The sequence below is a fragment of the Citrobacter sp. RHBSTW-01044 genome, from assembly GCF_013781945.1.
Taxonomy (GTDB): Bacteria; Pseudomonadota; Gammaproteobacteria; order Enterobacterales; family Enterobacteriaceae; genus Citrobacter; species Citrobacter braakii.
Window position 1 is genome coordinate 4,864,886 of sequence record NZ_CP056180.1, and the last position, 23,434, is coordinate 4,888,319.

The following is a 23,434-nucleotide window of genomic DNA, read 5'->3' on the forward strand; positions in this document are numbered from 1 at the left end:
TCAGGCGAAGTAGTTGAGTAAGGTCGTAATGACTGTTCGCTGGTTCACCGGCGACAGATTGTAGAACAGCGGTAAACGCAGCAGGCGTTCGCTCTCTTTGGTGGTGTAACGATCAACACCGGCAAACACGCCGAATTTATCGCCAGCCGGGCAATCATGCAGCGGGATATAGTGGAACACCGCCATAATTTCAGCTTCTTTCAGGAAGTTAATCAACGCCGTGCGATCGTCGATATCACGCAGTTTGATGTAAAACATATGGGCATTCTGTACGCAACCCTCCGGTATCGAAGGCAGCTCAATACGCCCGGCACGCGCCAGCGGTTCCAGGGCATCGTAATACTTTTGCCACAGCGCCAGACGCTGCTGGTTAATACGATCAGCCGCTTCCAACTGCGCCCACAGATAAGCCGCCTGCAGATCGGACATCAAATAACTGGAACCGATATCACGCCAGGTATACTTATCTACCTGGCCGCGGAAAAACTGACTACGGTTAGTCCCTTTTTCACGGATGATTTCTGCACGCTCGACTAATTTTTTATCATTAATCAGCGTCGCTCCACCTTCCCCGCCTGCGGTATAGTTTTTGGTCTCATGGAAGCTAAAGCAGCCGATGTGACCAATCGTACCCAGTGCACTCCCCTTGTAGGTCGACATGACGCCCTGGGCGGCATCTTCCACCACATACAGGTTATGTTTAGTGGCCAGCCCCATGATGGTATCCATTTCGCAGGCCACGCCCGCGTAATGTACCGGCACAATAGCGCGGGTTTTATCGGTGATCGCCGCTTCAATCAGCGTTTCGTCAATGTTCATGGTATCCGGGCGAATATCAACAAAGACGATTTTCGCGCCGCGCAACACGAAGGCATTGGCCGTAGAGACAAACGTGTAGCTCGGCATAATGACTTCATCGCCAGGCTGGATGTCCAGCAGCAATGCCGCCATCTCAAGCGATGCGGTGCAGGAGGGCGTCAGCAGCACTTTCTCACTGCCAAAATGCTGCTCCAGCCACTGCTGACAGCGACGGGTAAAGCCACCGTCACCACACAGTTTGCCGCTATTCATCGCAGACTGCATGTAATCGAGTTCAGTTCCCACCACCGGCGGTGCATTAAATGGAATCATCGTGTCACCTGTATAACCAATACGCGGTGCTTTCCACATTCGCACCACTGTGTATATAACGTTTAAGCGCGGCGGTGTTGCCCATTTGGGTCGCCACGCGCAATGTTGTTTTACCGCGGGCCTGTGCCCAACAAAGCGCGGCCTGCATCAGTTCTGCACCCGCACCACGCCCGGCCAGCAGGCCAATTCTCGCTTCGGTCGCATTCAGTTCACGCAGCGAGACATAGCCACGAATCTCACCAGTCGGTTTACGAAAAACGAGGCACTGATGATCAAACGTCCCCAGCACCGCGTTTTCAATCCACTGTGCGTAGAAACGCGCGCTGGCATCTTCGGCATACCACGGGGCGCGAAAACGACTTTGCGCAAATGCCTTTCCTGCCAGATGGCGTAATACCGGGATATCCGTAGGTTGCGCGACCTGCGCACCGGGGTCGCCGCTGGCACACGTCACCGGCAGTACAAAATCGACTTCACCTTCTACCAGTGAGAAACCCAAATGCTGCAGAGCATCTAATTCATGGCTATTTGCGGCAAGTATTTTTGCTTGTACACGCGACCAGGGCAGCAACGCATCCGCAGTTAGAACCGGCGCGCGTTGGTCAAAACGGACAATGGCGCTATTCACGCCAAAGAACGTATTTTCCCAGCTAAGCGGCTCAATACTGGCGCGGACGAGCACGGAGCAGCTCCAGCAGGTATTGACCATAACCCGTTTTGGCCAGTGAACTGGCGGCACGCTTCACGCCTTCGTCATCCAGCCAACCGTTACGCCAGGCGATTTCTTCCAGACAGGCTATTTTAAAGCCCTGGCGTTTCTCCACCGTCTGCACAAAAGTGCTCGCTTCGATCAAACTGTCATGCGTACCGGTATCCAGCCAGGCAAAGCCACGCCCAAGCAATTCAACCGTCAGATGTCCGTCATCAAGATACATCTGGTTGATAGACGTAATCTCCAGCTCCCCACGCTCAGAAGGTTTCACGCGTTTCGCGTATTCCACCACTTTGCTGTCATAAAAATAGAGCCCTGTCACCGCCCAATTAGATTTCGGCGCTTTCGGCTTCTCTTCCAGAGAGACTGCGCGAAAATTGTCATCAAACTCAACAACACCAAAACGTTCAGGGTCCATGACCTGATAGCCAAACACCGTCGCGCCTTGCGTTCTGGCGGCCACATGACGCAGTTTTGGACTGAATCCTTGACCAAAGAAGATGTTGTCCCCTAACACCAGGCACGATGGTTCACCGTTAAGAAACGTTTCACCGATAATAAAAGCCTGCGCTAATCCATCCGGGCTCGGTTGCTCAGCATAGTGCAGTTCAATGCCGAACTCAGATCCATCGCCCAGCAAACGCTGGAAATAGCCTTTATCTTCCGGAGTGGTGATAATCAGGATTTCGCGAATTCCCGCCAGCATCAGTACCGATAGCGGGTAGTAAATCATTGGCTTATCGTAAATGGGCAATAGTTGCTTCGATACGCCCCGCGTAATGGGATACAGGCGAGTACCTGAGCCACCCGCCAGAATGATACCTTTCATGCGTTGTCTCCTCCGCAAAACCAGGCTGTTAGCCCTTCAGACCTAAACGTTCGCCCTGGTAACTGCCGTCCTGTACGGGTTTCCACCATGCCTGATTATCCAGATACCACTGCACGGTTTTGCGCATTCCACTTTCAAACGTTTCCTGCGGCATCCACCCGAGTTCACGCGCAATTTTTGAAGCGTCAATGGCGTAACGCAAATCATGGCCTGGGCGATCGTCCACAAAAGCGATCAAGTCGCGGTACTGCGCGATGCCCTGCGGTTTATGCGGAGCCAGCTCTTCCAACAGGCTGCAAACCGTTTCGACAACATCCAGGTTTTTACGCTCGTTATGGCCACCAATATTATAGGTTTCCCCAACCGCGCCCGTCGTCGCCACGCAATAGAGCGCCCTGGCGTGATCTTCTACATACAACCAGTCACGGATCTGTTGACCATTGCCATATACCGGCAACGGTTTGCCCGCCAGTGCGTTGAGGATCATCAGCGGAATCAGTTTTTCCGGGAAATGGTACGGACCATAGTTATTCGAACAGTTGGTAATCAGCGTTGGCAGACCGTAGGTACGCAGCCAGGCGCGAACCAGATGATCGCTGCTGGCTTTAGACGCGGAATAAGGGCTGCTCGGCGCATACGGCGTGGTTTCGGTGAAGAAATCATCTGTGGAATGGAGATCGCCATACACCTCGTCAGTCGAGATATGGTGGAAACGAAACGCCAATTTTTCCTCGCTGGCTAATGTACTCCAGTAAGCGCGCGCTGCTTCCAACAGCGTGTAGGTTCCCACAATGTTGGTTTCGATAAAGGCGGCCGGACCATCAATTGAACGATCGACATGGCTTTCTGCAGCCAGATGCATCACGCAGTCCGGCTGATATTGTTCAAACACCTTGTCGAGCGATGCCCGATCGCAAATATCCACTTTCTCAAAGGCAAAACGGGAATTCTGCGCAACCGGCTCCAGCGACATCAGGTTTCCTGCGTAGGTCAGCTTATCGACCACAACCACCGCATCCTCGGTATCATGAATGATATGTCGCACAACCGCCGAGCCGATAAATCCCGCTCCACCGGTAACCAGAATTCGTTTCATTAGCGCCAGACCCCTTTGGTATCAACGATGTACTGCTGTTGAACCGCATCGCCTTTGATGGCTTTAAATTCATTATGGTCAACCAGCATGACCAACACATCAGCACGTGCCAGAGCATCGTCCAGCGTCGCCAGTTGGCAAAGACCATCCAGTTTTTTCGGCAGTTGATGGATGTTCGGTTCCACCACCAGCACTTCGCCTTTGTGCCATTGCGCAATATTCTGCGCAATTCCCATCGCCGGGCTTTCACGCAAATCGTCAATATTGGGTTTGAATGCCAGACCAAAACAGGCAATTTTTACTTCGCTAGCCCGTTTGTTGGTATCCGCCAGACAGTCGGCTACGGCAGCCTTCACCCGATCGACCACCCAATGCGGTTTACCATCGTTTACCTCACGTGCAGTACGGAGCAATTTCGCCTGCTGTGGGTTCTGCGCCACGATAAACCACGGATCGACCGCGATACAGTGTCCACCTACGCCAGGGCCGGGCTGCAAAATATTCACGCGTGGATGGCGGTTTGCCAGCCGAATCAGTTCCCAGACGTTGATCCCCTGATCGGCGCAAATCAGCGACAGTTCGTTGGCGAAGGCGATATTGACATCGCGAAAGCTATTTTCCGTCAGCTTACACATTTCTGCGGTGCGGGCGTTGGTTACCACACATTCGCCTTCGAGAAAGATGTTGTACAGCTCGCTGGCGCGCGCGGAACAGACGGAGGTCATTCCTCCAATCACCCGATCGTTTTTAATCAGTTCGACCATTACCTGACCCGGCAGTACGCGCTCTGGGCAATAAGCAATGTTAACGTCCGCCTGTTCACCGACCTGCTGCGGGAAAGTCAGGTCAGCCCGCATTTCTGCAAGCCATGCGGCCATCTGTTCAGTTGCCCCGACAGGTGAGGTGGATTCCAGAATCACCAATGCGCCTTTTTTCAAAACTGGCGCAATAGATTTCGCCGCGGCTTCTACGTAGACCATATCGGGTTCATGATCTCCCTTGAATGGGGTAGGCACCGCAATCAGATACGCATCAGCATCTACGGGTGTCGCGCTCGCACGTAAAAACCCATTTTCGACCGCCGTTTTCACCACCGCCCCCAGATCGGGCTCAACGATGTGAATTTCACCGCGATTAATGGTATCCACCGCATGTTGATTTATATCTACGCCAATTACGTGTTTTTGACGGGAAGCAAAGGCAGCCGCCGTTGGCAGTCCGATATAACCCAGCCCAATGACAGAAATGGTCGTAAAACTCATAGCGATATCCGATTATTTTTTAATGCATCTAAAATGCGGTCACATGCCAGCCCGTCTCCATACGGATTATGGGCGCGGCTCATGATCTGATATTCATTGTCGTCATGCAGTAAACGCGTGACTTCTTCAACAATCCGCTGTGGGTCTGTACCTACCAGACGTACAGTCCCTGCGGTAATAGCTTCCGGGCGCTCCGTTGTTTCACGCATCACCAGCACAGGTTTCCCCAGAGACGGCGCTTCTTCCTGAATCCCGCCGGAATCAGTAAGGATCAGCCAGGCGTGATTCATCAGCCATACGAATGGCAGGTAGTCCTGCGGTTCAATCAACACCACGTTTTCAACGTGACCCAGGATGCGATTGACCGGCTCACTGACGTTAGGGTTCAGGTGTACCGGATAGACAATCTGCACATTTTGGTTAGACGCGGCTATTTCCGCCAGGGCATGACAGATTTGCTCAAAACCGCGACCGAAGCTTTCCCGACGATGACCGGTCACCAGGATCATCTTTTTATCAGCATCCAGGAAAGGATAACGTTCGGCTAGATCCGCACGCAGCGTCTCATTTCCCAGTACGCGATCCCGAACCCAGATCAACGCGTCAATAACCGTATTACCCGTGACGAAAATACGATCATCAGGGATAGCTTCTCGTAACAGATTTTGCCGCGAGTTTTCTGTTGGGGCAAAATGATACATTGCCAGACGCCCGGTCAGCGTACGATTAGCCTCTTCCGGCCATGGTGAATAGAGATCGCCTGTACGTAAACCAGCCTCTACATGCCCCACCGGGATGCGCTGATAGAATGCGGCCAGACTGGTAGCAATCGTGGTTGTGGTATCACCATGAACCAACACCACATCAGGCTTGAATTCAGCCAAAATAGGCTTTAACCCTTCCAGGATGCGGCAGGTTATTTCTGTTAGTCCCTGACCTGGCTGCATAATATTGAGATCGTAGTCAGGTACAATGGAAAAAAGATTCAACACCTGATCGAGCATCTCCCGATGCTGCGCCGTAACGCAAACTTTCGCCTCAAAATCAGGATCTTTTTCCAGCGCATGAACCAGAGGAGCCATCTTAATGGCCTCCGGTCGCGTACCAAATACAGTCAGTACTTTCACATCGATTCTCTTCGGATTGGCAGTGAGAGCCCAGCCCCTCACTGCAACGGCATTGCTAAATCGTACGGCGACGGGTTAACGCGACACCAGCACCGATCAGAGCCCCAACGATACCCCACATAATCATCAGGAAGGCGCGACGAGGGCTGTCACGTTTTACCGGCTCTTCCGGCGTTCTCAAATAACGATAGGTCTGAAAACGCGGATCTAAAGTTGGTCCAACGTTCAGGGTGTTCAGCATTGCCCTGTTCTGGAAATAGTCCAGATCGAAATCCGGACCAATTGACTGCAGATTCTCGAGTCGCGCCTGCAACATAGGACGTCCGAGTAAGAACAATTCTGAATCCGGTAATTCATCAGCTGGAACATCTGTGGAAGTACGCGAAATATTATGCTGCTCAGCAATTTTAAGCGCTTGTTCAATGCTGTGGACGCGGCGAGAGAAAATGGATTTTGCCACTTCTTCCTGACGTTTGACCTGCGCTTTCATCTGCACAGTGCGTGCGGCCCATGCGCCTTTTAACTCATCATTCAGATGACGTGCCGCGCGTTGGCTGGCAAACGCGACGTACTGGCGCAGCAAATTGTTGGCATCAGGAGCCGTCTCGGCAATCAGCTTCACGCTGTCATTGGTATTACGTAGCGCATCGCCAGGTAAAAACTGAATGTTATTGATCAGTTCATCCAGCATCGCCGCATCGGCTTTACTATTACCGACCATACGCTGCTTATAGTAATCAGTCTGCTGCCAGAATTCTCGGCGTGTATCCCAGGAGGCAAGCTGCATAATGAATTCTTTATAGGCCTCATCCATTACTGACGGTTGGTCCGTGGACGCAAGACTGGCCTTAATATCCAGGTTGCGTAAAAACTGTTGTTGAGAGTAAAAGCCACCCAACATATTGACCGTTGGCCTGTCAGTAATCGCCGTGGCGCTCCACTCCTGACGCGCAAAAAACGTATAGGCGAGGGCCGCTATCGCGAAGGCGAGAGCCATACCGACGATCCACACCTTCCCTGCCCACAAGGTACGAAACAACCCACGGATATCCAGTTCATTTTCAGCGCTCACGGCGTCTTCCCCCGGTAATGGTTGTCTCATCGCATCCTCAATTTACTTGGTTAAGTTTGGTTTGCCTTCACGAATTCTTCGCAATCTGCGCTTCACTCGCTTGATAAATCTCGCTACCTTCCAGGCACGCTTGATACAGTAACCGTAGAGGCCAAAGGCCAGTAAAAAAAGCAACAACATGGCCCATTCAGGGACTAAGCGAAAATATTCAGCCAACACGCCGATAGACGCCAGTACCGCCGCAGCCAGCGTAATCAGAACAAATGCTTGTCGGGAAGTAAACCCTGCCCGCATCACCAAATGATGTATGTGTTGACGATCCGCGGAGAAAGGGCTCATGCCTTTTCGCAAACGTCGGTACATGATTGCCACCATATCCATCAATGGAATGGCAATAATCCACAGTGCAGTTACCGGGCTAATGGGGTGAGTTTTGCCCTGCGTAGTCTCCAGCAGGATCCAAATAATGGTGAAGCCAATCAGTGTACTGCCCGCGTCACCCATAAAAACTTTATAGCGACGTCCAAGGATGCCCAGATTTAGCAGGATATAAGGCAGAATGGCGGCGATCATGGCAAAACACCAGATAGCCAGACTCGTCTGACCATCAAACCACAAAATGAATCCCATCGCCGCAAATGAAACGCTGGACAACCCACCTAGCAGACCATCAATCCCATCCACCATATTGAAGGCGTTTATTGCCGCCCAGACGGCAAACAGTGTGAGTAAATAGCCGAACGGACCGAGCACCATCTCCCAGGGGCCAAAAATATACCCAAGGCTAAGAAGATAGAGTTTGCCAACCGACATCATAATAATGCCGATCGCGGCCTGGATAATCGCACGGATTTTTACACTGATATCAAAGCGATCGTCTAACGCGCCGACCAAAACTAATACACCAGCACAGGCCAGAAAGAGAGAAGCATGCGGGATGTAGTAGTCAGCAATGGCAAACGTAAAACATACACCTGCGTAAGCCGAAATCCCTCCAACCAACGGAATCAATCCCTGATGCCGTTTACGGAAGTTGGGTTTATCCACTAAACCAATCTTTTTTGCGACCTTGCGGGCAAAGAAAAGAAACAGTGTTGTGAATAAGAAAATACTGATGAGATCAGTGCTTACTGTCAGTAAATTCACAATGCATGCTCTCAGAGAATATTAATAGCAGAAGTATAACCACGAAGACCTATATTCAGAAGGGAAACCCGACTTCATACCCAATGGTTTTGTATAATTATCAACCACAAGAAACAGATTACGAATCTTTTTCTACTTGTTGGTACTTCATACCGTATTATCGTTATTGTGTCGTTAAGATTACAGCCACAAAAGCAAAACGCCACGTAAAAACGTGGCGTTTTCGGATGAGACCTGAATTACGAACGCTTCATCATGTCGAAGAAGTCGTCATTAGTCTTGGTCATCGCCAGCTTGTTAATGAGGAATTCCATGGCATCAATTTCACCCATCGGATGGATGATTTTGCGCAGGATCCACATTTTCTGCAGCTCTTCCTGGGTGGTGAGCAGCTCTTCTTTACGGGTACCGGAACGGTTGTAGTCGATAGCCGGGAAGACGCGTTTTTCAGCAATCTTACGAGAGAGATGCAGTTCCATGTTGCCGGTACCTTTAAACTCTTCGTAGATAACTTCATCCATTTTAGAGCCAGTATCGATCAGCGCAGTCGCGATGATGGTCAGGCTACCGCCCTCTTCCACGTTACGCGCCGCACCGAAGAAACGCTTCGGACGATGCAAGGCGTTGGCATCAACACCACCGGTCAAAACTTTACCGGAAGCCGGAACCACGGTGTTGTAAGCACGCGCCAGACGGGTGATGGAATCGAGCAGAATGATAACGTCTTTCTTGTGTTCAACCAGACGTTTCGCCTTCTCGATAACCATTTCCGCAACCTGAACGTGGCGGGAGGCTGGTTCGTCAAAGGTAGACGCAACCACTTCACCTTTCACCAGACGCTGCATCTCGGTAACTTCTTCCGGACGTTCGTCAATCAGCAGCACCATCAGCACGCAGTCCGGATGGTTATAAGCAATGCTCTGCGCGATGTTCTGCAGCAGCATGGTTTTACCTGCTTTCGGCGGAGCAACAATCAGACCACGTTGGCCACGACCGATCGGTGATGCCAGATCCAGTACACGCGCCGTTAAGTCTTCAGTAGAACCGTTACCACGTTCCATACGCAGACGAGAGTTTGCGTGCAGCGGTGTTAAGTTCTCAAAGAGGATTTTGTTACGGGCGTTTTCTGGTTTGTCGTAGTTAACTTCGTTAACTTTCAACAGCGCAAAGTAGCGTTCACCTTCTTTCGGCGGGCGAATCTTACCAGAGATGGTATCACCAGTGCGGAGGTTGAAACGGCGGATTTGGCTGGGAGAAACGTAGATGTCATCAGGACCGGCGAGGTAGGAGCTGTCTGCAGAGCGGAGGAAACCAAATCCATCCTGCAATATCTCCAGCACACCGTCACCAAAGATATCTTCGCCACTCTTTGCGTGCTGCTTCAGGATGGCAAAAATAATGTCCTGCTTGCGCATACGAGCCAGGTTTTCAAGGCCCATATTTTCGCCGAGAGTGATCAGCTCAGAAACCGGCGTATTCTTTAATTCGGTAAGATTCATAATGGTGTGAGTTCTTAAACTTGGGGTAAATCTCGAACTTAATGTTGTGAATGGTATGGCAGGGTCATCCATGCCTGTTTACGGCCATCAACTCATGTCTGTTCGCTGTCTGGTCACAGGAAAGTACGCAGAACTGAAACGACAAGACGGATTGAGTGACAAGCCAGGAATCTGTCCACTTCTCGCGCGAGAAACAACGGGAAGTATTGGATATAACTAGATTCAAACTTAATAAGGTATGTTTAATACGAAGTCAACACTAACTTAGCACGACTCAAGTCGGGCGTCCAGTCATCCGAATCATTTCGAAGTATGGTCGCCCGATCATGAGACTTCCTTACGCTAAATTAGCGTCGAGGAATTCTTTCAACTGACCTTTGGATAGTGCGCCGACTTTAGTCGCCGCAACTTCGCCGTTTTTAAACAGCAGCAGGGTCGGGATGCCACGGATACCATACTTCGGCGCGGTGCCTGGGTTTTGGTCAATGTTCAGTTTAGCAACCGTCAATTTGCCCTGATATTCGTCAGCGATTTCATCCAGAATTGGAGCGATCATTTTGCACGGACCGCACCACTCTGCCCAGAAATCAACGAGGATAGCTCCGTCCGCTTTGAGTACATCCGTGTCAAAACTGTCGTCAGTCAGGTGAATAATTTTATCGCTCATATTAACTCCACAGGAATAAGCCTGGTGCGTTGGTGTACTCTTAATCAACGACGTGTTGATGTAGCATTAACCAACTAAAGGTTGACTTTATTTCACCGGATACGCTTTCGTAAAGCAATAGTAAGCTGATATTCTACCACACTATGAGCAAAACACATTTAACAGAACAGAAGTTTTCCGACTTCGCCCTGCACCCAAAGGTGATAGAAGCCCTTGAAAATAAAGGCTTTCATAACTGCACGCCCATTCAGGCCCTCGCGCTGCCGCTAACGCTGGCAGGTCGTGATGTTGCAGGGCAGGCGCAAACCGGTACCGGAAAAACGATGGCGTTCCTGACGTCAACGTTTCATTATCTTCTCTCTCATCCCGCGATTGCCGATCGCAAGGTGAACCAACCGCGTGCGTTAATTATGGCGCCAACGCGTGAGTTAGCCGTGCAGATCCACGCTGACGCCGAGCCGCTGGCACAGACCACCGGTTTGAAATTAGGCCTGGCTTATGGCGGCGACGGTTATGACAAACAGCTGAAAGTGCTGGAAAGCGGCGTCGATATTCTTATCGGCACGACCGGTCGTCTCATCGACTATGCAAAACAGAACCACATTAACCTGGGCGCGATTCAGGTCGTGGTGCTGGATGAAGCCGATCGTATGTACGATCTGGGCTTTATCAAAGATATCCGTTGGCTGTTCCGTCGTATGCCGCCAACCACCCAACGTCTGAACATGCTGTTTTCTGCAACCCTCTCTTACCGCGTTCGCGAACTGGCGTTCGAACAGATGAATAACGCCGAGTACGTTGAAGTCGAACCGGAACAGAAGACAGGTCACCGTATTAAAGAAGAGCTCTTCTATCCTTCCAACGAAGAGAAAATGCGTTTACTGCAAACGCTGATTGAAGAAGAGTGGCCAGATCGCGCCATCGTCTTTGCTAACACTAAGCATCGTTGTGAAGATATCTGGGGTAGCCTTGCCGCTGACGGTCATCGCGTCGGTCTGCTGACCGGTGACGTGGCGCAGAAAAAACGTCTGCGTATCCTTGATGAGTTCACCCGTGGCGATCTCGACATTCTCGTTGCGACGGATGTCGCCGCGCGTGGTCTGCATATCCCAGCCGTAACGCACGTATTTAACTATGACCTGCCGGATGACTGTGAAGATTACGTTCACCGTATCGGTCGTACCGGTCGCGCCGGTGCAAGCGGTCACTCTATCAGCCTGGCCTGTGAAGAATATGCGCTGAATTTACCAGCAATCGAGACCTATATCGGTCACTCGATCCCGGTCAGCAAGTACAACCCGGATGCGCTGATGACCGATCTGCCGAAGCCATTACGCTTAACGCGTCCGCGCACAGGCAATGGCCCACGCCGTACCGGTGGTGCTCCGCGTAATCGTCGTCGTTCAGGTTAACGTTAGATATGCTCACAACCACTTCGCTGTACGCCGCAATTGATTTAGGCTCGAATAGTTTTCATATGCTGGTTGTACGCGAGGTGGCGGGAAGCATTCAGACGCTCACGCGTATTAAACGCAAGGTGCGTCTGGCCGCTGGCCTCAACAGCGACAACGTTCTTTCCGCTGAAGCTATGGAGCGCGGCTGGCAATGCCTGCGCCTGTTTGCTGAACGTCTGCAGGATATCCCTCAGCCGCAAATCCGCGTGGTCGCCACGGCAACATTACGCATCGCGGTAAACGCCGATGAGTTTATCGCCAAAGCGCAAGAGATCCTCGGCTGCCCTGTCCAGGTCATCAGCGGTGAAGAAGAAGCGCGGCTGATTTATCAAGGTGTTGCCCACACCACCGGCGGCGCCGATCAGCGTCTGGTCGTTGATATTGGCGGAGCCAGCACTGAACTGGTTACCGGCTCCGGCGCGCAAACCACCTCTCTGTTCAGCCTGTCAATGGGCTGCGTCACCTGGCTCGAAAGGTATTTCACCAATCGTAATCTGGCACAGGAAAACTTTGACGAAGCAGAGAAAGCGGCTCGTGAAGTTCTGCGCCCGGTCGCCGACAAACTGCGTTTTCATGGCTGGAAAGTTTGCGTTGGCGCCTCTGGCACCGTCCAGGCGTTACAGGAAATCATGATGGCGCAGGGCATGGATGAGCGCATTACGTTGGCCAAGCTTCAGCAGCTTAAACAGCGCGCCATTCATTGTGGTCGTCTGGAAGAACTGGAAATAGAAGGGTTAACGCTCGAGCGCGCACTGGTTTTTCCCAGCGGACTGGCCATTCTGATCGCCATTTTCACCGAACTGAATATTCAATGCATGACACTGGCCGGCGGCGCACTACGCGAAGGTCTGGTCTACGGCATGCTGCACTTACCGGTTGATCAGGACATTCGCAGCCGTACGCTGCGTAATATTCAGCGTCGATTTATGGTCGACACCGATCAGGCGAATCGTGTCACGCAATTGGCTGTACATTTACTCGAACAGGTGAAAGATGAGTGGCATCTTGAAGCCATTAGTCGTGAACTGCTGCAAAGTGCCTGTCAGTTGCATGAAATAGGACTGAGCGTAGAGTATAAGCAGGCGCCACTGCATGCCGCCTGGCTGGTACGTAATCTCGATCTCCCGGGCTTTACTCCCGCGCAGAAGAAACTGTTAGCCACGCTGTTGCTCAACCAAACTAATCCGGTCGATCTCTCTTCACTCCACCAGCAAAACGCTGTGCCACCACGCATCGCAGAGCACCTTTGCCGTTTGCTACGCCTGGCGATCATCTTCGCCGCTCGCCGTCGCGACGATTTAGTGCCACATATCACCCTGCAAGCTCAGGATGAGAATCTGACGTTAACGCTACCGGAAGGCTGGCTGGAACATCATCCATTAGGTACAGAGTTAATCGATCAGGAAATACAGTGGCAAAGCTATGTCCACTGGCCGCTGGAAGTGCATTAGATGCTGGCTGCCGGATAGCGCTTACGCTTATCCGGCCTACAAAATACCTATTTCTCTTTGGCTTTCGCCATCATTGCCCGAATGTTAGCAATGCTGGCCTGCCCTTTTTGCATCCGCTCCTCGGCACTCACCACTTTACGCTCCTGTTCCCAGATAACGTCATCTTGTGGTAGTTCCAACAGGAAACGGCTCGGTTCAGGTCGTACCAGTTCACCGTACTGACGGCGCTCTTTACACAACGTGAAGATAAGTTCTTTCTGCGCACGTGTAATTCCGACGTAAGCCAGACGACGCTCTTCGTCGATGTTATCTTCATCGATGCTGCTCTGGTGCGGCAAAAATCCTTCTTCCATTCCCACCATAAATACGTACGGGAACTCCAGTCCTTTTGAAGCATGCAGCGTCATCAACTGCACCTGATCCAACTCTTCTTCGCTCTCTCCGCGCTCCATCATGTCGCGCAGGGTAAAGCGGGTAACGACCTGAGTCAGGGTCATTGGCTCTTCCAGCTCACTACCTTCCAGCATCTCCGTCATCCAGCTGAACAGCGTGTTGACGTTTTTCATGCGCATTTCGGCCGCTTTCGGGCTCGGCGAGGTTTCATACAGCCAGGATTCGTAATCAATGCCGTGGATCAGATCGCGTACGGCGGCAACCGGCTCGCGCTCCGCCAGACGTTGAATTTCACCCAGCCAGTGCGTAAAGCGGGTCAGAGAATCATATCCACGCCCGGTTAGCGTCTGGCTAAGTCCCATATCAAAGCTGGCGGTAAACAGGCTTTTATTACGCGTCATCGCCCATTCCCCCAACTTTTGCAGCGTGGCCGGACCGATTTCACGCTTTGGCGTATTTACGATGCGCAAAAATGCACTGTCATCATCCGGGTTGCTGAGCACGCGCAGATAGGCCAGCAAATCTTTAATCTCCGGACGCGAGAAGAACGACGTCCCGCCGGAAATTTTGTACGGGATGCGGTTTTGCATCAGAAACTTTTCGAACACTCGCGACTGATGATTACCGCGATACAGGATGGCGTAGTCTTTATACTGCGTCTTGTTCACAAAGTGATGGGCAATCAGTTCCCCGGTCACGCGTTCTGCTTCGTGCTCTTCATTATTCGCACTCAAAACCTTCAGCTCAGCGCCGTAGCCCAGCTCAGAAAAGAGCCGTTTTTCAAAGACGTGTGGGTTGTTAGCAATAAGGATGTTCGCCGCCTTCAGGATACGCCCTGATGAGCGATAGTTTTGCTCCAGCTTCACCACCTGCAGCGCCGGAAAATCTTTGCTTAACAGTACCAGGTTCTGCGGACGTGCACCGCGCCAGGAGTAGATCGACTGATCGTCATCACCCACGACGGTAAAGCGCGCGCGTTTCCCCACCAGCAACTTCACCAACTCGTACTGGCTGGTGTTGGTATCCTGATATTCATCCACCAGCAGGTAGCGGATTCGATTTTGCCAACGCTCACGTACTTCTTCATTGCGCTGCAACAGCAGCGTGGGGAGCAGGATCAGATCGTCAAAATCAAGGACGTTACACGCCTTCATATGCGCGTCATACAGACCATAGCAGTGGGCAAAAATACGATCGCGTTCACCCTTTGCACTGGCTGCCGCCTGCGCTGGGGTCATCAGATCGTTTTTCCAGTTGGAGATCGTTGAAATCAATTGTTGAAGGATAAGCTTATCGTCTTCAATTAGCCCTTCTGTCAATTCCTTAAGCAGGGCCACCTGGTCAGTATCATCAAACAACGAGAAGTTCGACTTCATCCCCAGCGCGGCGTATTCACGCTTAATGACATCCAGTCCCAGAGTGTGGAAAGTAGAGATCATCAACCCGCGCGCTTCTTTACGACCCAACGTTTGCGCCACACGCTCTTTCATCTCGCGCGCAGCCTTATTGGTAAAGGTTACTGCCGCAATATGTCGTGCCTGATAGCCACATTCACGGATCAGATGTGCGATTTTGTTAGTGATAACACGCGTCTTACCGGAACCCGCTCCCGCCAGCACCAGGCAAGGTCCGGTGACGAATTCGACGGCTTGTTGTTGTCCGGGGTTCAAACGCATAGAGGATTGCTCAATCTGTAAACACGGGGATGTGGATTGTAGCAGAAAGTGACGCCAGGGGGATCGGTCATAGCCCATCGCCGAAGACCACGGATTACATGCTACTATTGCGCCCTGATTTATCACTCAACTCAGAGCACAAACCATGGCAAAAACAGCATCAGCAGTGCATATCCTTGTTAAAGAAGAGAAACTGGCTCTCGATCTTCTGGAACAAATCAAAAATGGCGCCGATTTTGGTAAACTGGCGAAGAAACACTCTATCTGCCCGTCGGGCAAACGCGGCGGCGATTTAGGCGAATTCCGTCAGGGCCAGATGGTTCCGGCGTTTGATAAAGTGGTGTTCTCCTGCCCGGTGCTGGAGCCAACCGGCCCACTGCACACTCAGTTCGGTTATCACATCATTAAAGTGCTGTACCGTAACTAATAAAAAGCCCGGTGTGTTCAACCACCGGGCTTTTTTTGCCGAATTGCAGCCTCTTAGCCAGCTACAGCAATACGTTTCATATCAGTCATATAGCCACGCAGTTTCTGGCCCACTTTCTCGATAGCATGGCTGCGAATAGCATCGTTTACGTCGCGCAGCTGCGCGTTGTCTACCGCACCTTCGGCAATCGCTTTGCCCAGATCCCCGGTTTGCAGGGTAGTCATGAACTCTTTCAGCAGCGGTACGCACGCGTAAGAGAACAGGTAGTTACCGTATTCTGCGGTATCGGAAATGACAACGTTCATTTCGTACAGGCGCTTACGGGCGATGGTGTTCGCGATCAGCGGCAGTTCGTGCAGTGATTCGTAGTAAGCAGACTCTTCGATGATGCCGGAATCCACCATGGTTTCAAACGCCAGCTCAACGCCAGCCTTCACCATCGCGATCATCAGCACGCCTTTATCGAAGTACTCCTGCTCGCCAATTTTACCTTCAAACTGCGGCGCGGTTTCGAACGCGGTTTTGCCGGTCTCTTCACGCCAGGTCAGCAGTTTCTTATCGTCGTTGGCCCAGTCAGCCATCATGCCTGAAGAGAATTCGCCGGAGATGATGTCATCCATGTGTTTCTGGAACAGCGGCGCCATGATCTCTTTCAGCTGTTCGGACAGCGCATAAGCACGCAGTTTCGCTGGGTTAGACAGACGATCCATCATCAGGGTGATACCGCCCTGCTTCAGCGCTTCGGTGATGGTTTCCCAGCCGAACTGAATCAGTTTTTCGGCGTAAGCCGGGTCAGTACCCTCTTCCACCAGCTTGTCGAAGCACAGCAGAGAGCCAGCCTGCAGCATACCGCACAGGATTGTCTGCTCGCCCATCAGGTCAGATTTCACTTCCGCAACGAAGGACGATTCCAGCACGCCTGCACGGTGACCGCCAGTGGCCGCAGCCCATGCTTTGGCAATCGCCATTCCTTCGCCTTTCGGATCGTTTTCCGGGTGAACGGCGATCAGGGTTGGAACACCAAAACCACGTTTGTACTCTTCACGCACTTCGGTACCCGGACACTTCGGCGCAACCATCACCACAGTGATATCTTTACGGATCTGCTCGCCCACTTCGACGATGTTGAAACCGTGGGAGTAGCCCAGCGCCGCGCCATCTTTCATCAGCGGCTGTACGGAACGTACAACGTCGGAGTGCTGTTTGTCCGGGGTCAGGTTAACCACCAGATCTGCCTGCGGGATCAGCTCTTCATAGGTACCTACTTTGAAGCCATTTTCGGTCGCTTTGCGCCACGAAGCGCGCTTCTCAGCAATCGCTTCTTTACGCAGGGCGTAGGAGATATCCAAACCGGAGTCGCGCATGTTCAGGCCTTGGTTAAGCCCCTGAGCACCGCACCCGACGATGACCACTTTTTTACCCTGAAGGTAGCTTGCGCCATCGGCGAATTCGTCGCGCCCCATAAAGCGACATTTGCCCAGCTGCGCCAGCTGCTGACGAAGGTTCAGTGTATTAAAGTAGTTAGCCATGGTGATACCTCGTGATGTTGTACTGTCTTATTGTTCGGTTCGCGTTTCAGCGAGAATGAACCCACATTACAACAGGAAATTTATTGCGGAAATTGATATATTCACAACATCACATTGCAATATCTGCAACGTAGAAAATCGGAGGCTCGTCCGTGGATTTACGCGATCTGAAAATGTTCCTGCATCTGGCGGAAAGCCGCCACTTTGGCCGCAGTGCGCGGGCGATGCACGTCAGCCCCTCCACACTCTCACGCCAGATCCAACGGCTGGAAGAAGATCTCGGCCAGGCGCTGTTTGTGCGCGATAACCGTACGGTCACGCTGACCGAAGCAGGCGAAGAGCTGCGAGTGTTTGCCCAGCAGACGCTGTTGCAGTATCAACAATTGCGCCACACCCTCGATCAGCAGGGACCGTCGTTGTCGGGCGAGCTGCATATCTTCTGCTCGGTTACCGCCGCCTACAGCCACCTGCCACCAATTCTCGACCGCTTTCGCGCCGAGCACCCCTCGGTTGAAATTAAGCTCACCACCGGCGATGCCGCTGATGCGATGGACAAAGTGGTCACCGGAGAGGCCGATCTGGCAATAGCGGGTAAGCCAGAGACGCTGCCCGGTGCTGTGGCATTCTCGATGCTGGAGAATTTAACGGTAGTGTTGATCGCACCAGCATTGCCTTGCCCGGTACGGAATCAGGTTTCGGTCGATAAGCCGGACTGGTCGACGGTGCCGTTTATCATGGCCGACCAGGGGCCGGTACGCCGCCGCATCGAACTGTGGTTCCGCCGTCACAAAATCAGCAACCCATCGATTTACGCCACGGTCGGGGGGCACGAAGCGATGGTCTCGATGGTGGCGCTGGGCTGCGGCGTGGCTCTGCTGCCGGAAGTGGTGCTGGAAAACAGCCCGGAGCCGGTACGGAATCGCGTGATGATTTTAGAACGCAGCGACGAAAAAACACCGTTCGAGCTGGGCGTCTGCGCGCCGAAAAAACGGCTGCATGAGCCGCTCATAGACGCGTTCTGGAAGATTGTTCTGGAGCGCAAATCCGCCGAGTAGCACCAGCGTCAGGCCTAAAATCAGTGGTAGATTCAGTATTGGCACTCCTTTTCTGTATAATGTCCCGTGCCATAATAGATGTGGGGGGCTTGTTAACCATCACGTTTAGCAAGCCAGAACAGACGGTGTCATTGCGCACTTGACAGCGAAAATACAAACTTAATTAGCCATCATTATGATAATCAAACCAAAAATTCGTGGATTCATCTGTACAACGACCCATCCGACTGGCTGCAAAGTCAATGTGGAAAAACAGATCGATTATGTGAAGAAAAACGGGAAAATCGCTAACGGTCCTTCCCGCGTGCTGGTCATCGGTGCTTCCACCGGTTACGGCCTTGCTTCCAGAATTTCCGCCGCGTTTGGCAGCGGAGCCGCCACTATCGGCGTATTTTTCGAAAAACCGGGCACGGAAACCAAGCCAGGTTCCGCGGGCTGGTATAACTCTGCAGCCTTCGATGAGGCCGCAAAACGTGAAGGTCTGTATTCCAAAAGCATCAACGGCGACGCGTTCTCCGACGAGTGTCGCGACGAAGTTATCAAACTGATCAAAGAAGACCTGGGTCAGATTGACCTGGTGGTTTACTCACTGGCATCTCCGGTACGTAAAATGCCGAAAACCGGTGAAATCGTCCGTTCTGCGCTGAAGCCAATCGGTGAGGTTTATACCTCTAAAGCGATCGATACCAACAAAGATCAGATCATAACCGCCAGCATTGAGCCGGCAACCGAAGAAGAAGTTCAGAACACCGTCACCGTTATGGGCGGCGAAGACTGGGAACTGTGGATGGGCGCGCTGAGCGAAGCAGGCGTGCTGGCTGACGGCGTGAAAACCGTTGCCTACTCCTACATCGGTACCGACCTGACCTGGCCAATCTACTGGCACGGCGCGCTGGGCAAAGCAAAAGAAGATCTCGACCGCGCGGCAGGCGCGCTGCGTAATCAACTGGCTCCGCTGAACGGTTCCGCTAACGTTGCTGTACTGAAATCCGTTATCACGCAGGCTTCTTCTGCTATTCCGGTGATGCCGCTGTACATCTCCATGGTCTTCAAGCTGATGAAAGAACAAGGCATTCATGAAGGCTGCATCGAGCAGATCAACCGTCTGATGACCACCAGCCTGTACGGCGATAAAGTGGTGCTTGATGACAACCAGCGTATCCGTATGGATGACTGGGAACTGCGTGAAGACATTCAGCAGGCATGCCGCGATCTGTGGCCGCTGATCACCACCGAAAACCTGGCGCAAAAAACGGACTATGCAGGATATAAGCAGGAATTCCTGAATCTGTTCGGTTTTGGTCTCGACGAAGTGGATTACGATGCGGATGTAAACACCGAAGTCGAATTCGAAGTCATCACGCTGTAATCTGCTGATACAGTTGCAAAAAGGGTTCATGTTTTTACATGAACCCTTTTTTAATGGCTACCGCTAACCCGCCAGGAAGAACCTGAACGCCGGGTTATGCGTTTCATCATGACAGTCATAACCCAGTTCGTTCAGTCGCGTTTCGAAATCAGGTTCGTGCTCACCCAACTCAAACGCCGCCAGTACGCGACCATAATCGGTTCCGTGACTACGATAGTGGAACAACGAAATATTCCAGTGCGTCCCCAGGGTATGCAGGAATTTGAGCAACGCCCCCGGAGATTCCGGGAATTCGAAGCTGTACAGCCGCTCCTGCAAGGGTTTCGACGGGCGCCCACCGACCATGTAGCGCACGTGCAGCTTCGCCATTTCGTCGTCGGACAAATCCACTACGCTGTAGCCGCCCTCGTTAAGCAACTGGAGGATTTCCTTACGCTCTTCCAGCCCACGGCTCAGACGGACGCCAACAAAAATACAGGCGTCTTTCGCATCAGCAAATCGGTAGTTAAACTCGGTAACCGAGCGTCCTCCCAATAGCTGGCAAAACTTCAGGAAGCTGCCCTTTTCTTCCGGAATAGTTACTGCCAGCAACGCTTCGCGCTGTTCGCCCAGCTCGCAACGTTCGGAAACATAACGTAGGCCATGGAAGTTAACGTTAGCGCCGGAAAGGATATGCGCCAGACGTTCGCCACGAATGTTGTGCTGGGCAATGTACTTTTTCATCCCCGCCAGCGCCAGCGCACCGGATGGTTCCGCCACCGCGCGCACATCCTCGAACAGATCTTTCATTGCCGCACAGATAGCGTCGCTATCGACAGTGATGATGTCGTCGAGATACTCCTGGCACAAACGGAAGGTTTCGTCGCCGATACGTTTCACCGCCACGCCTTCAGCAAAGAGGCCAACACGCGGAAGATCGACCGGTTGACCGGCATCCAGCGCCGCTTTCAGGCAAGCAGAGTCTTCAGCTTCAACGGCAATCACTTTGATCTGCGGCATCAACTGCTTGATCAGCACCGCCACGCCTGCCGCTAATCCGCCACCGCCCACCGGCACGAATACACGATCAAGGTGGGCATCCTGCTGCAATAACTCCAGTGCCAGCGTGCCCTGCCCGGCAATCACCATCGGATGGTCGAACGGAGGAACCCAGGTAAAACCCTGCTGCTGCGACAGCTCAATCGCTTTGGCTTTGGCTTCATCAAAATTCGCGCCGTGTAGCAGTACTTCACCACCGAAACCGCGAACGGCATCGACTTTGATATCGGCGGTAGCCGTAGGCATGACAATCAGCGCCTTCACGCCTAATCGCGCAGAAGAGAAAGCTACACCCTGAGCATGATTACCCGCCGATGCGGTGATTACGCCATGCGCTTTTTGCTCTTCGGTCAGACCGGCCATCATGGCATAGGCACCGCGCAGCTTGAAGCTGTGAACGGGTTGACGGTCTTCGCGCTTCACCAGAATCACGTTATCGAGGCGCGAAGAGAGTTTTTCCATTTTTTGTAGCGGTGTGACCTGCGCCGCTTCGTATACCGGCGCACGCAGCACTGCTCTGAGATACTCGGCGCCTTCTGGAGCGCCGGAGAGGGGTTGAGAATCCGCCATGGTCATTATCCCCCTAGTTTCGACTTATCGCGCACCGCACCTTTGTCGGCGCTGGTTGCCAGGCTGGCGTAAGCGCGCAGCGCAAAGGAGACCTGACGCTGACGATCTTTTGGCGTCCAGGCTTTGTCACCACGAGCTTCTTGCGCTTCACGGCGCGCAGCGATTTCCGCATCGCTCAGTTGCAGTTGAATGCCTCGATTCGGGATATCGATAGCAATCATGTCGCCATCTTCGATAATTGCGATATTACCGCCGCTGGCCGCTTCAGGAGAAACGTGACCAATGGAAAGCCCCGAAGTACCGCCAGAGAAACGACCGTCGGTAATCAGCGCGCAGGCCTTACCGAGACCCATCGATTTCAGGAAGGTGGTTGGGTAGAGCATTTCCTGCATGCCTGGCCCGCCCTTCGGCCCTTCGTAGCGAATCACCACCACGTCGCCGGCAACCACTTTACCGCCGAGGATAGCTTCAACCGCATCGTCCTGGCTTTCATACACTTTTGCCGGGCCGGTGAATTTCAGGATGCTGTCATCCACACCAGCGGTTTTTACGATACAGCCGTTTTCCGCGAAGTTACCGTACAGGACTGCCAGGCCGCCGTCTTTGCTGTAAGCATGTTCCAACGAGCGAATGCAACCTTCTGCGCGGTCATCATCCAGGGTGTCCCAACGACAATCCTGCGAGAACGCCTGGGTGGTACGGATGCCAGCCGGACCTGCGCGGAACATTTTTTTCACCGCGTCGTCTTTGGTCAGCATAACGTCATAACTATCGAGCGTTTGAGGCAGAGTCAGCCCCAGCACGTTTTTCACGTCGCGGTTCAGAAGCCCGGCGCGATCCAGCTCGCCTAAAATGCCCAGTACGCCGCCCGCTCGGTGCACGTCTTCCATATGGTATTTCTGCGTACTCGGCGCAACTTTACACAGCTGCGGGACTTTGCGGGACAACTTATCAATATCACTCATGGTGAAGTCGATTTCCGCTTCCTGCGCGGCCGCCAGCAGGTGCAGAACGGTGTTGGTGGAGCCGCCCATCGCGATATCCAGCGTCATGGCGTTCTCAAACGCCGCCTTGCTGGCAATGTTGCGCGGCAGGGCTGAAGCGTCATCCTGCTCGTAGTAGCGTTTGGTCAGCTCAACGATGCGTTTACCTGCGTTGAGGAACAGCTCTTTACGGTCGGCATGAGTCGCCAACAGCGAACCGTTACCCGGCTGCGACAGACCCAGCGCTTCGGTCAGACAGTTCATCGAGTTGGCGGTGAACATCCCGGAGCACGAGCCGCAGGTCGGACAGGCCGAACGTTCAACCTGCTCGCTCTGCGAGTCGGAGACTTTCGGGTCTGCACCCTGAATCATCGCATCAACCAGATCAAGCTTGATGATTTGGTCAGAGAGCTTGGTTTTCCCGGCTTCCATTGGGCCGCCGGAAACAAAGATCACCGGAATATTCAGCCGCAGAGAGGCCATTAACATCCCGGGGGTGATTTTATCGCAGTTAGAGATGCAGACCATCGCATCGGCGCAGTGGGCGTTAACCATATATTCCACTGAATCGGCGATCAGCTCACGCGACGGCAGTGAATAAAGCATGCCGCCATGACCCATGGCGATACCATCATCCACGGCGATGGTGTTGAACTCTTTCGCCACGCCGCCTGAGGCTTCGATTTGTTCGGCAACCAGCTTACCGAGATCGCGCAGGTGGACGTGGCCCGGCACAAACTGGGTAAAGGAGTTCACCACAGCGATAATCGGTTTACCGAAGTCATCATCGGTCATCCCGGTGGCGCGCCACAGTGCGCGGGCACCCGCCATATTGCGGCCGTGGGTGGTGGTAGCAGAACGATACTTAGGCATGCTTGATTAACTCCCGTCTGTCTTTCCCCTGCATATTTCACGCCGCAGCTGAGGGCTGCCTCGCTCCCCCCAGTC

The 23,434-nt window shown here is 52.8% G+C and carries 20 protein-coding genes; 5 read left to right on the forward strand and 15 right to left on the reverse strand.

The genetic code is table 11. The features are described from left to right. From rffA to trxA, 11 genes are all read right to left on the reverse strand, one after another. Positions 1 to 1,131, reverse strand: coding sequence for a dTDP-4-amino-4,6-dideoxygalactose transaminase (gene rffA, locus HV352_RS23195; RefSeq protein ID WP_019078443.1), 1,131 nt, complete (start codon positions 1,129 to 1,131; stop codon positions 1 to 3). A gap of 4 nt (positions 1,132 to 1,135) precedes the next feature. Continuing rightward, a complete protein-coding gene (gene rffC, locus HV352_RS23200) occupies positions 1,136 to 1,813 on the reverse strand; it encodes a dTDP-4-amino-4,6-dideoxy-D-galactose acyltransferase (RefSeq protein ID WP_019078444.1) in 678 nt (225 codons plus the stop codon). After that, the gene (gene rfbA, locus HV352_RS23205; RefSeq protein ID WP_016155112.1) at positions 1,791 to 2,672 is read right to left on the reverse strand and encodes a glucose-1-phosphate thymidylyltransferase RfbA; all 882 of its coding nucleotides are present in this window, start codon (positions 2,670 to 2,672) and stop codon (positions 1,791 to 1,793) included. The genes rffC and rfbA overlap by 23 nt, the downstream gene beginning before the upstream one ends. A 28-nt stretch (positions 2,673 to 2,700) precedes the next feature. Next, a complete protein-coding gene (gene rffG / locus HV352_RS23210) occupies positions 2,701 to 3,768 on the reverse strand; it encodes a dTDP-glucose 4,6-dehydratase (protein WP_019078445.1) in 1,068 nt (355 codons plus the stop codon). After that, complete coding sequence (wecC, locus tag HV352_RS23215) at positions 3,768 to 5,030, reverse strand: UDP-N-acetyl-D-mannosamine dehydrogenase (protein WP_019078446.1); 1,263 nt, start codon at positions 5,028 to 5,030, stop codon at positions 3,768 to 3,770. The genes rffG and wecC overlap by 1 nt, the downstream gene beginning before the upstream one ends. Further along, positions 5,027 to 6,157: a UDP-N-acetylglucosamine 2-epimerase (non-hydrolyzing) gene (wecB, locus tag HV352_RS23220; RefSeq protein WP_029139774.1), complete on the reverse strand. Its 1,131-nt coding sequence runs from the start codon at positions 6,155 to 6,157 to the stop codon at positions 5,027 to 5,029. The genes wecC and wecB overlap by 4 nt, the downstream gene beginning before the upstream one ends. Before the next feature lie 55 nt (positions 6,158 to 6,212). Then, on the reverse strand, positions 6,213 to 7,259 hold the full coding sequence (gene wzzE / locus HV352_RS23225; protein ID WP_104651950.1) for an ECA polysaccharide chain length modulation protein: 1,047 nt from the start codon (positions 7,257 to 7,259) through the stop codon (positions 6,213 to 6,215). Between the two features lie 12 nt (positions 7,260 to 7,271). Beyond that, positions 7,272 to 8,375 carry a UDP-N-acetylglucosamine--undecaprenyl-phosphate N-acetylglucosaminephosphotransferase gene (gene wecA / locus HV352_RS23230; RefSeq protein WP_016155107.1) on the reverse strand — a complete coding sequence of 368 codons (1,104 nt, stop codon included), beginning with the start codon at positions 8,373 to 8,375 and terminating at the stop codon, positions 7,272 to 7,274. A 239-nt stretch (positions 8,376 to 8,614) separates the two neighbouring features. Then, on the reverse strand, positions 8,615 to 9,874 hold the full coding sequence (gene rho, locus HV352_RS23235; protein WP_002437993.1) for a transcription termination factor Rho: 1,260 nt from the start codon (positions 9,872 to 9,874) through the stop codon (positions 8,615 to 8,617). Positions 9,875 to 9,961: 87 nt separating this feature from the next. Further along, the gene (locus tag HV352_RS23240; protein WP_049259789.1) at positions 9,962 to 10,081 is read right to left on the reverse strand and encodes a rho operon leader peptide; all 120 of its coding nucleotides are present in this window, start codon (positions 10,079 to 10,081) and stop codon (positions 9,962 to 9,964) included. A gap of 130 nt (positions 10,082 to 10,211) precedes the next feature. Beyond that, positions 10,212 to 10,541, reverse strand: coding sequence for a thioredoxin TrxA (gene trxA, locus HV352_RS23245; protein WP_001280776.1), 330 nt, complete (start codon positions 10,539 to 10,541; stop codon positions 10,212 to 10,214). A gap of 143 nt (positions 10,542 to 10,684) precedes the next feature. Here trxA and rhlB point away from each other — a divergent pair, with 143 nt between their 5' ends. Further along, complete coding sequence (gene rhlB / locus HV352_RS23250; RefSeq protein ID WP_003829013.1) at positions 10,685 to 11,953, forward strand: ATP-dependent RNA helicase RhlB; 1,269 nt, start codon at positions 10,685 to 10,687, stop codon at positions 11,951 to 11,953. An 8-nt stretch (positions 11,954 to 11,961) separates the two neighbouring features. Further along, positions 11,962 to 13,446, forward strand: coding sequence for a guanosine-5'-triphosphate,3'-diphosphate diphosphatase (gene gppA / locus HV352_RS23255; protein ID WP_016157837.1), 1,485 nt, complete (start codon positions 11,962 to 11,964; stop codon positions 13,444 to 13,446). A gap of 47 nt (positions 13,447 to 13,493) precedes the next feature. Here the strand turns inward: gppA and rep are convergent, their stop codons facing one another. Further along, entirely contained in the window at positions 13,494 to 15,515 is a 2,022-nt protein-coding gene (gene rep, locus HV352_RS23260; protein ID WP_016157836.1) for a DNA helicase Rep, read from the reverse strand. A 145-nt stretch (positions 15,516 to 15,660) separates the two neighbouring features. Between rep and ppiC the strand changes: the two genes are divergently transcribed. After that, the gene (gene ppiC / locus HV352_RS23265; protein ID WP_016155104.1) at positions 15,661 to 15,942 is read left to right on the forward strand and encodes a peptidylprolyl isomerase PpiC; all 282 of its coding nucleotides are present in this window, start codon (positions 15,661 to 15,663) and stop codon (positions 15,940 to 15,942) included. Between the two features lie 53 nt (positions 15,943 to 15,995). Here ppiC and ilvC read toward each other — a convergent pair whose 3' ends face one another. Further along, complete coding sequence (ilvC, locus tag HV352_RS23270) at positions 15,996 to 17,471, reverse strand: ketol-acid reductoisomerase (RefSeq protein ID WP_003844614.1); 1,476 nt, start codon at positions 17,469 to 17,471, stop codon at positions 15,996 to 15,998. A 152-nt stretch (positions 17,472 to 17,623) separates the two neighbouring features. On the opposite strand from ilvC, the gene ilvY reads away from it, so the two are divergent. After that, positions 17,624 to 18,526: an HTH-type transcriptional activator IlvY gene (ilvY, locus tag HV352_RS23275; protein ID WP_016155102.1), complete on the forward strand. Its 903-nt coding sequence runs from the start codon at positions 17,624 to 17,626 to the stop codon at positions 18,524 to 18,526. A gap of 175 nt (positions 18,527 to 18,701) precedes the next feature. Beyond that, positions 18,702 to 19,895, forward strand: coding sequence for an enoyl-ACP reductase FabV (gene fabV, locus HV352_RS23280; protein WP_049270475.1), 1,194 nt, complete (start codon positions 18,702 to 18,704; stop codon positions 19,893 to 19,895). Between the two features lie 63 nt (positions 19,896 to 19,958). Here fabV and ilvA read toward each other — a convergent pair whose 3' ends face one another. Then, positions 19,959 to 21,503, reverse strand: a complete 1,545-nt coding sequence (gene ilvA / locus HV352_RS23285) for a threonine ammonia-lyase, biosynthetic (protein ID WP_016157833.1) — start codon at positions 21,501 to 21,503, stop codon at positions 19,959 to 19,961. Between the two features lie 5 nt (positions 21,504 to 21,508). Next, a complete protein-coding gene (gene ilvD, locus HV352_RS23290) occupies positions 21,509 to 23,359 on the reverse strand; it encodes a dihydroxy-acid dehydratase (RefSeq protein ID WP_016157832.1) in 1,851 nt (616 codons plus the stop codon). Between the last annotated feature and the right edge of the window lie 75 nt (positions 23,360 to 23,434).

Bases quoted from the DNA above. Each gene is read 5' to 3' on its own strand.
- rffA (WP_019078443.1), bottom strand. From the start codon at position 1,131: ATGATTCCATTTAATGCACCGCCGGTGGTGGGAACTGAACTCGATTAC.
- rfbA (WP_016155112.1), bottom strand. From the start codon at position 2,672: ATGAAAGGTATCATTCTGGCGGGTGGCTCAGGTACTCGCCTGTATCCC.
- rffG (WP_019078445.1), bottom strand. From the start codon at position 3,768: ATGAAACGAATTCTGGTTACCGGTGGAGCGGGATTTATCGGCTCGGCG.
- wecC (WP_019078446.1), bottom strand. From the start codon at position 5,030: ATGAGTTTTACGACCATTTCTGTCATTGGGCTGGGTTATATCGGACTG.
- wzzE (WP_104651950.1), bottom strand. From the start codon at position 7,259: ATGAGACAACCATTACCGGGGGAAGACGCCGTGAGCGCTGAAAATGAA.
- rho (WP_002437993.1), bottom strand. From the start codon at position 9,874: ATGAATCTTACCGAATTAAAGAATACGCCGGTTTCTGAGCTGATCACT.
- trxA (WP_001280776.1), bottom strand. From the start codon at position 10,541: ATGAGCGATAAAATTATTCACCTGACTGACGACAGTTTTGACACGGAT.
- rhlB (WP_003829013.1), top strand. From the start codon at position 10,685: ATGAGCAAAACACATTTAACAGAACAGAAGTTTTCCGACTTCGCCCTG.
- gppA (WP_016157837.1), top strand. From the start codon at position 11,962: ATGCTCACAACCACTTCGCTGTACGCCGCAATTGATTTAGGCTCGAAT.
- rep (WP_016157836.1), bottom strand. From the start codon at position 15,515: ATGCGTTTGAACCCCGGACAACAACAAGCCGTCGAATTCGTCACCGGA.
- ppiC (WP_016155104.1), top strand. From the start codon at position 15,661: ATGGCAAAAACAGCATCAGCAGTGCATATCCTTGTTAAAGAAGAGAAA.
- ilvC (WP_003844614.1), bottom strand. From the start codon at position 17,471: ATGGCTAACTACTTTAATACACTGAACCTTCGTCAGCAGCTGGCGCAG.
- fabV (WP_049270475.1), top strand. From the start codon at position 18,702: ATGATAATCAAACCAAAAATTCGTGGATTCATCTGTACAACGACCCAT.
- ilvA (WP_016157833.1), bottom strand. From the start codon at position 21,503: ATGGCGGATTCTCAACCCCTCTCCGGCGCTCCAGAAGGCGCCGAGTAT.
- ilvD (WP_016157832.1), bottom strand. From the start codon at position 23,359: ATGCCTAAGTATCGTTCTGCTACCACCACCCACGGCCGCAATATGGCG.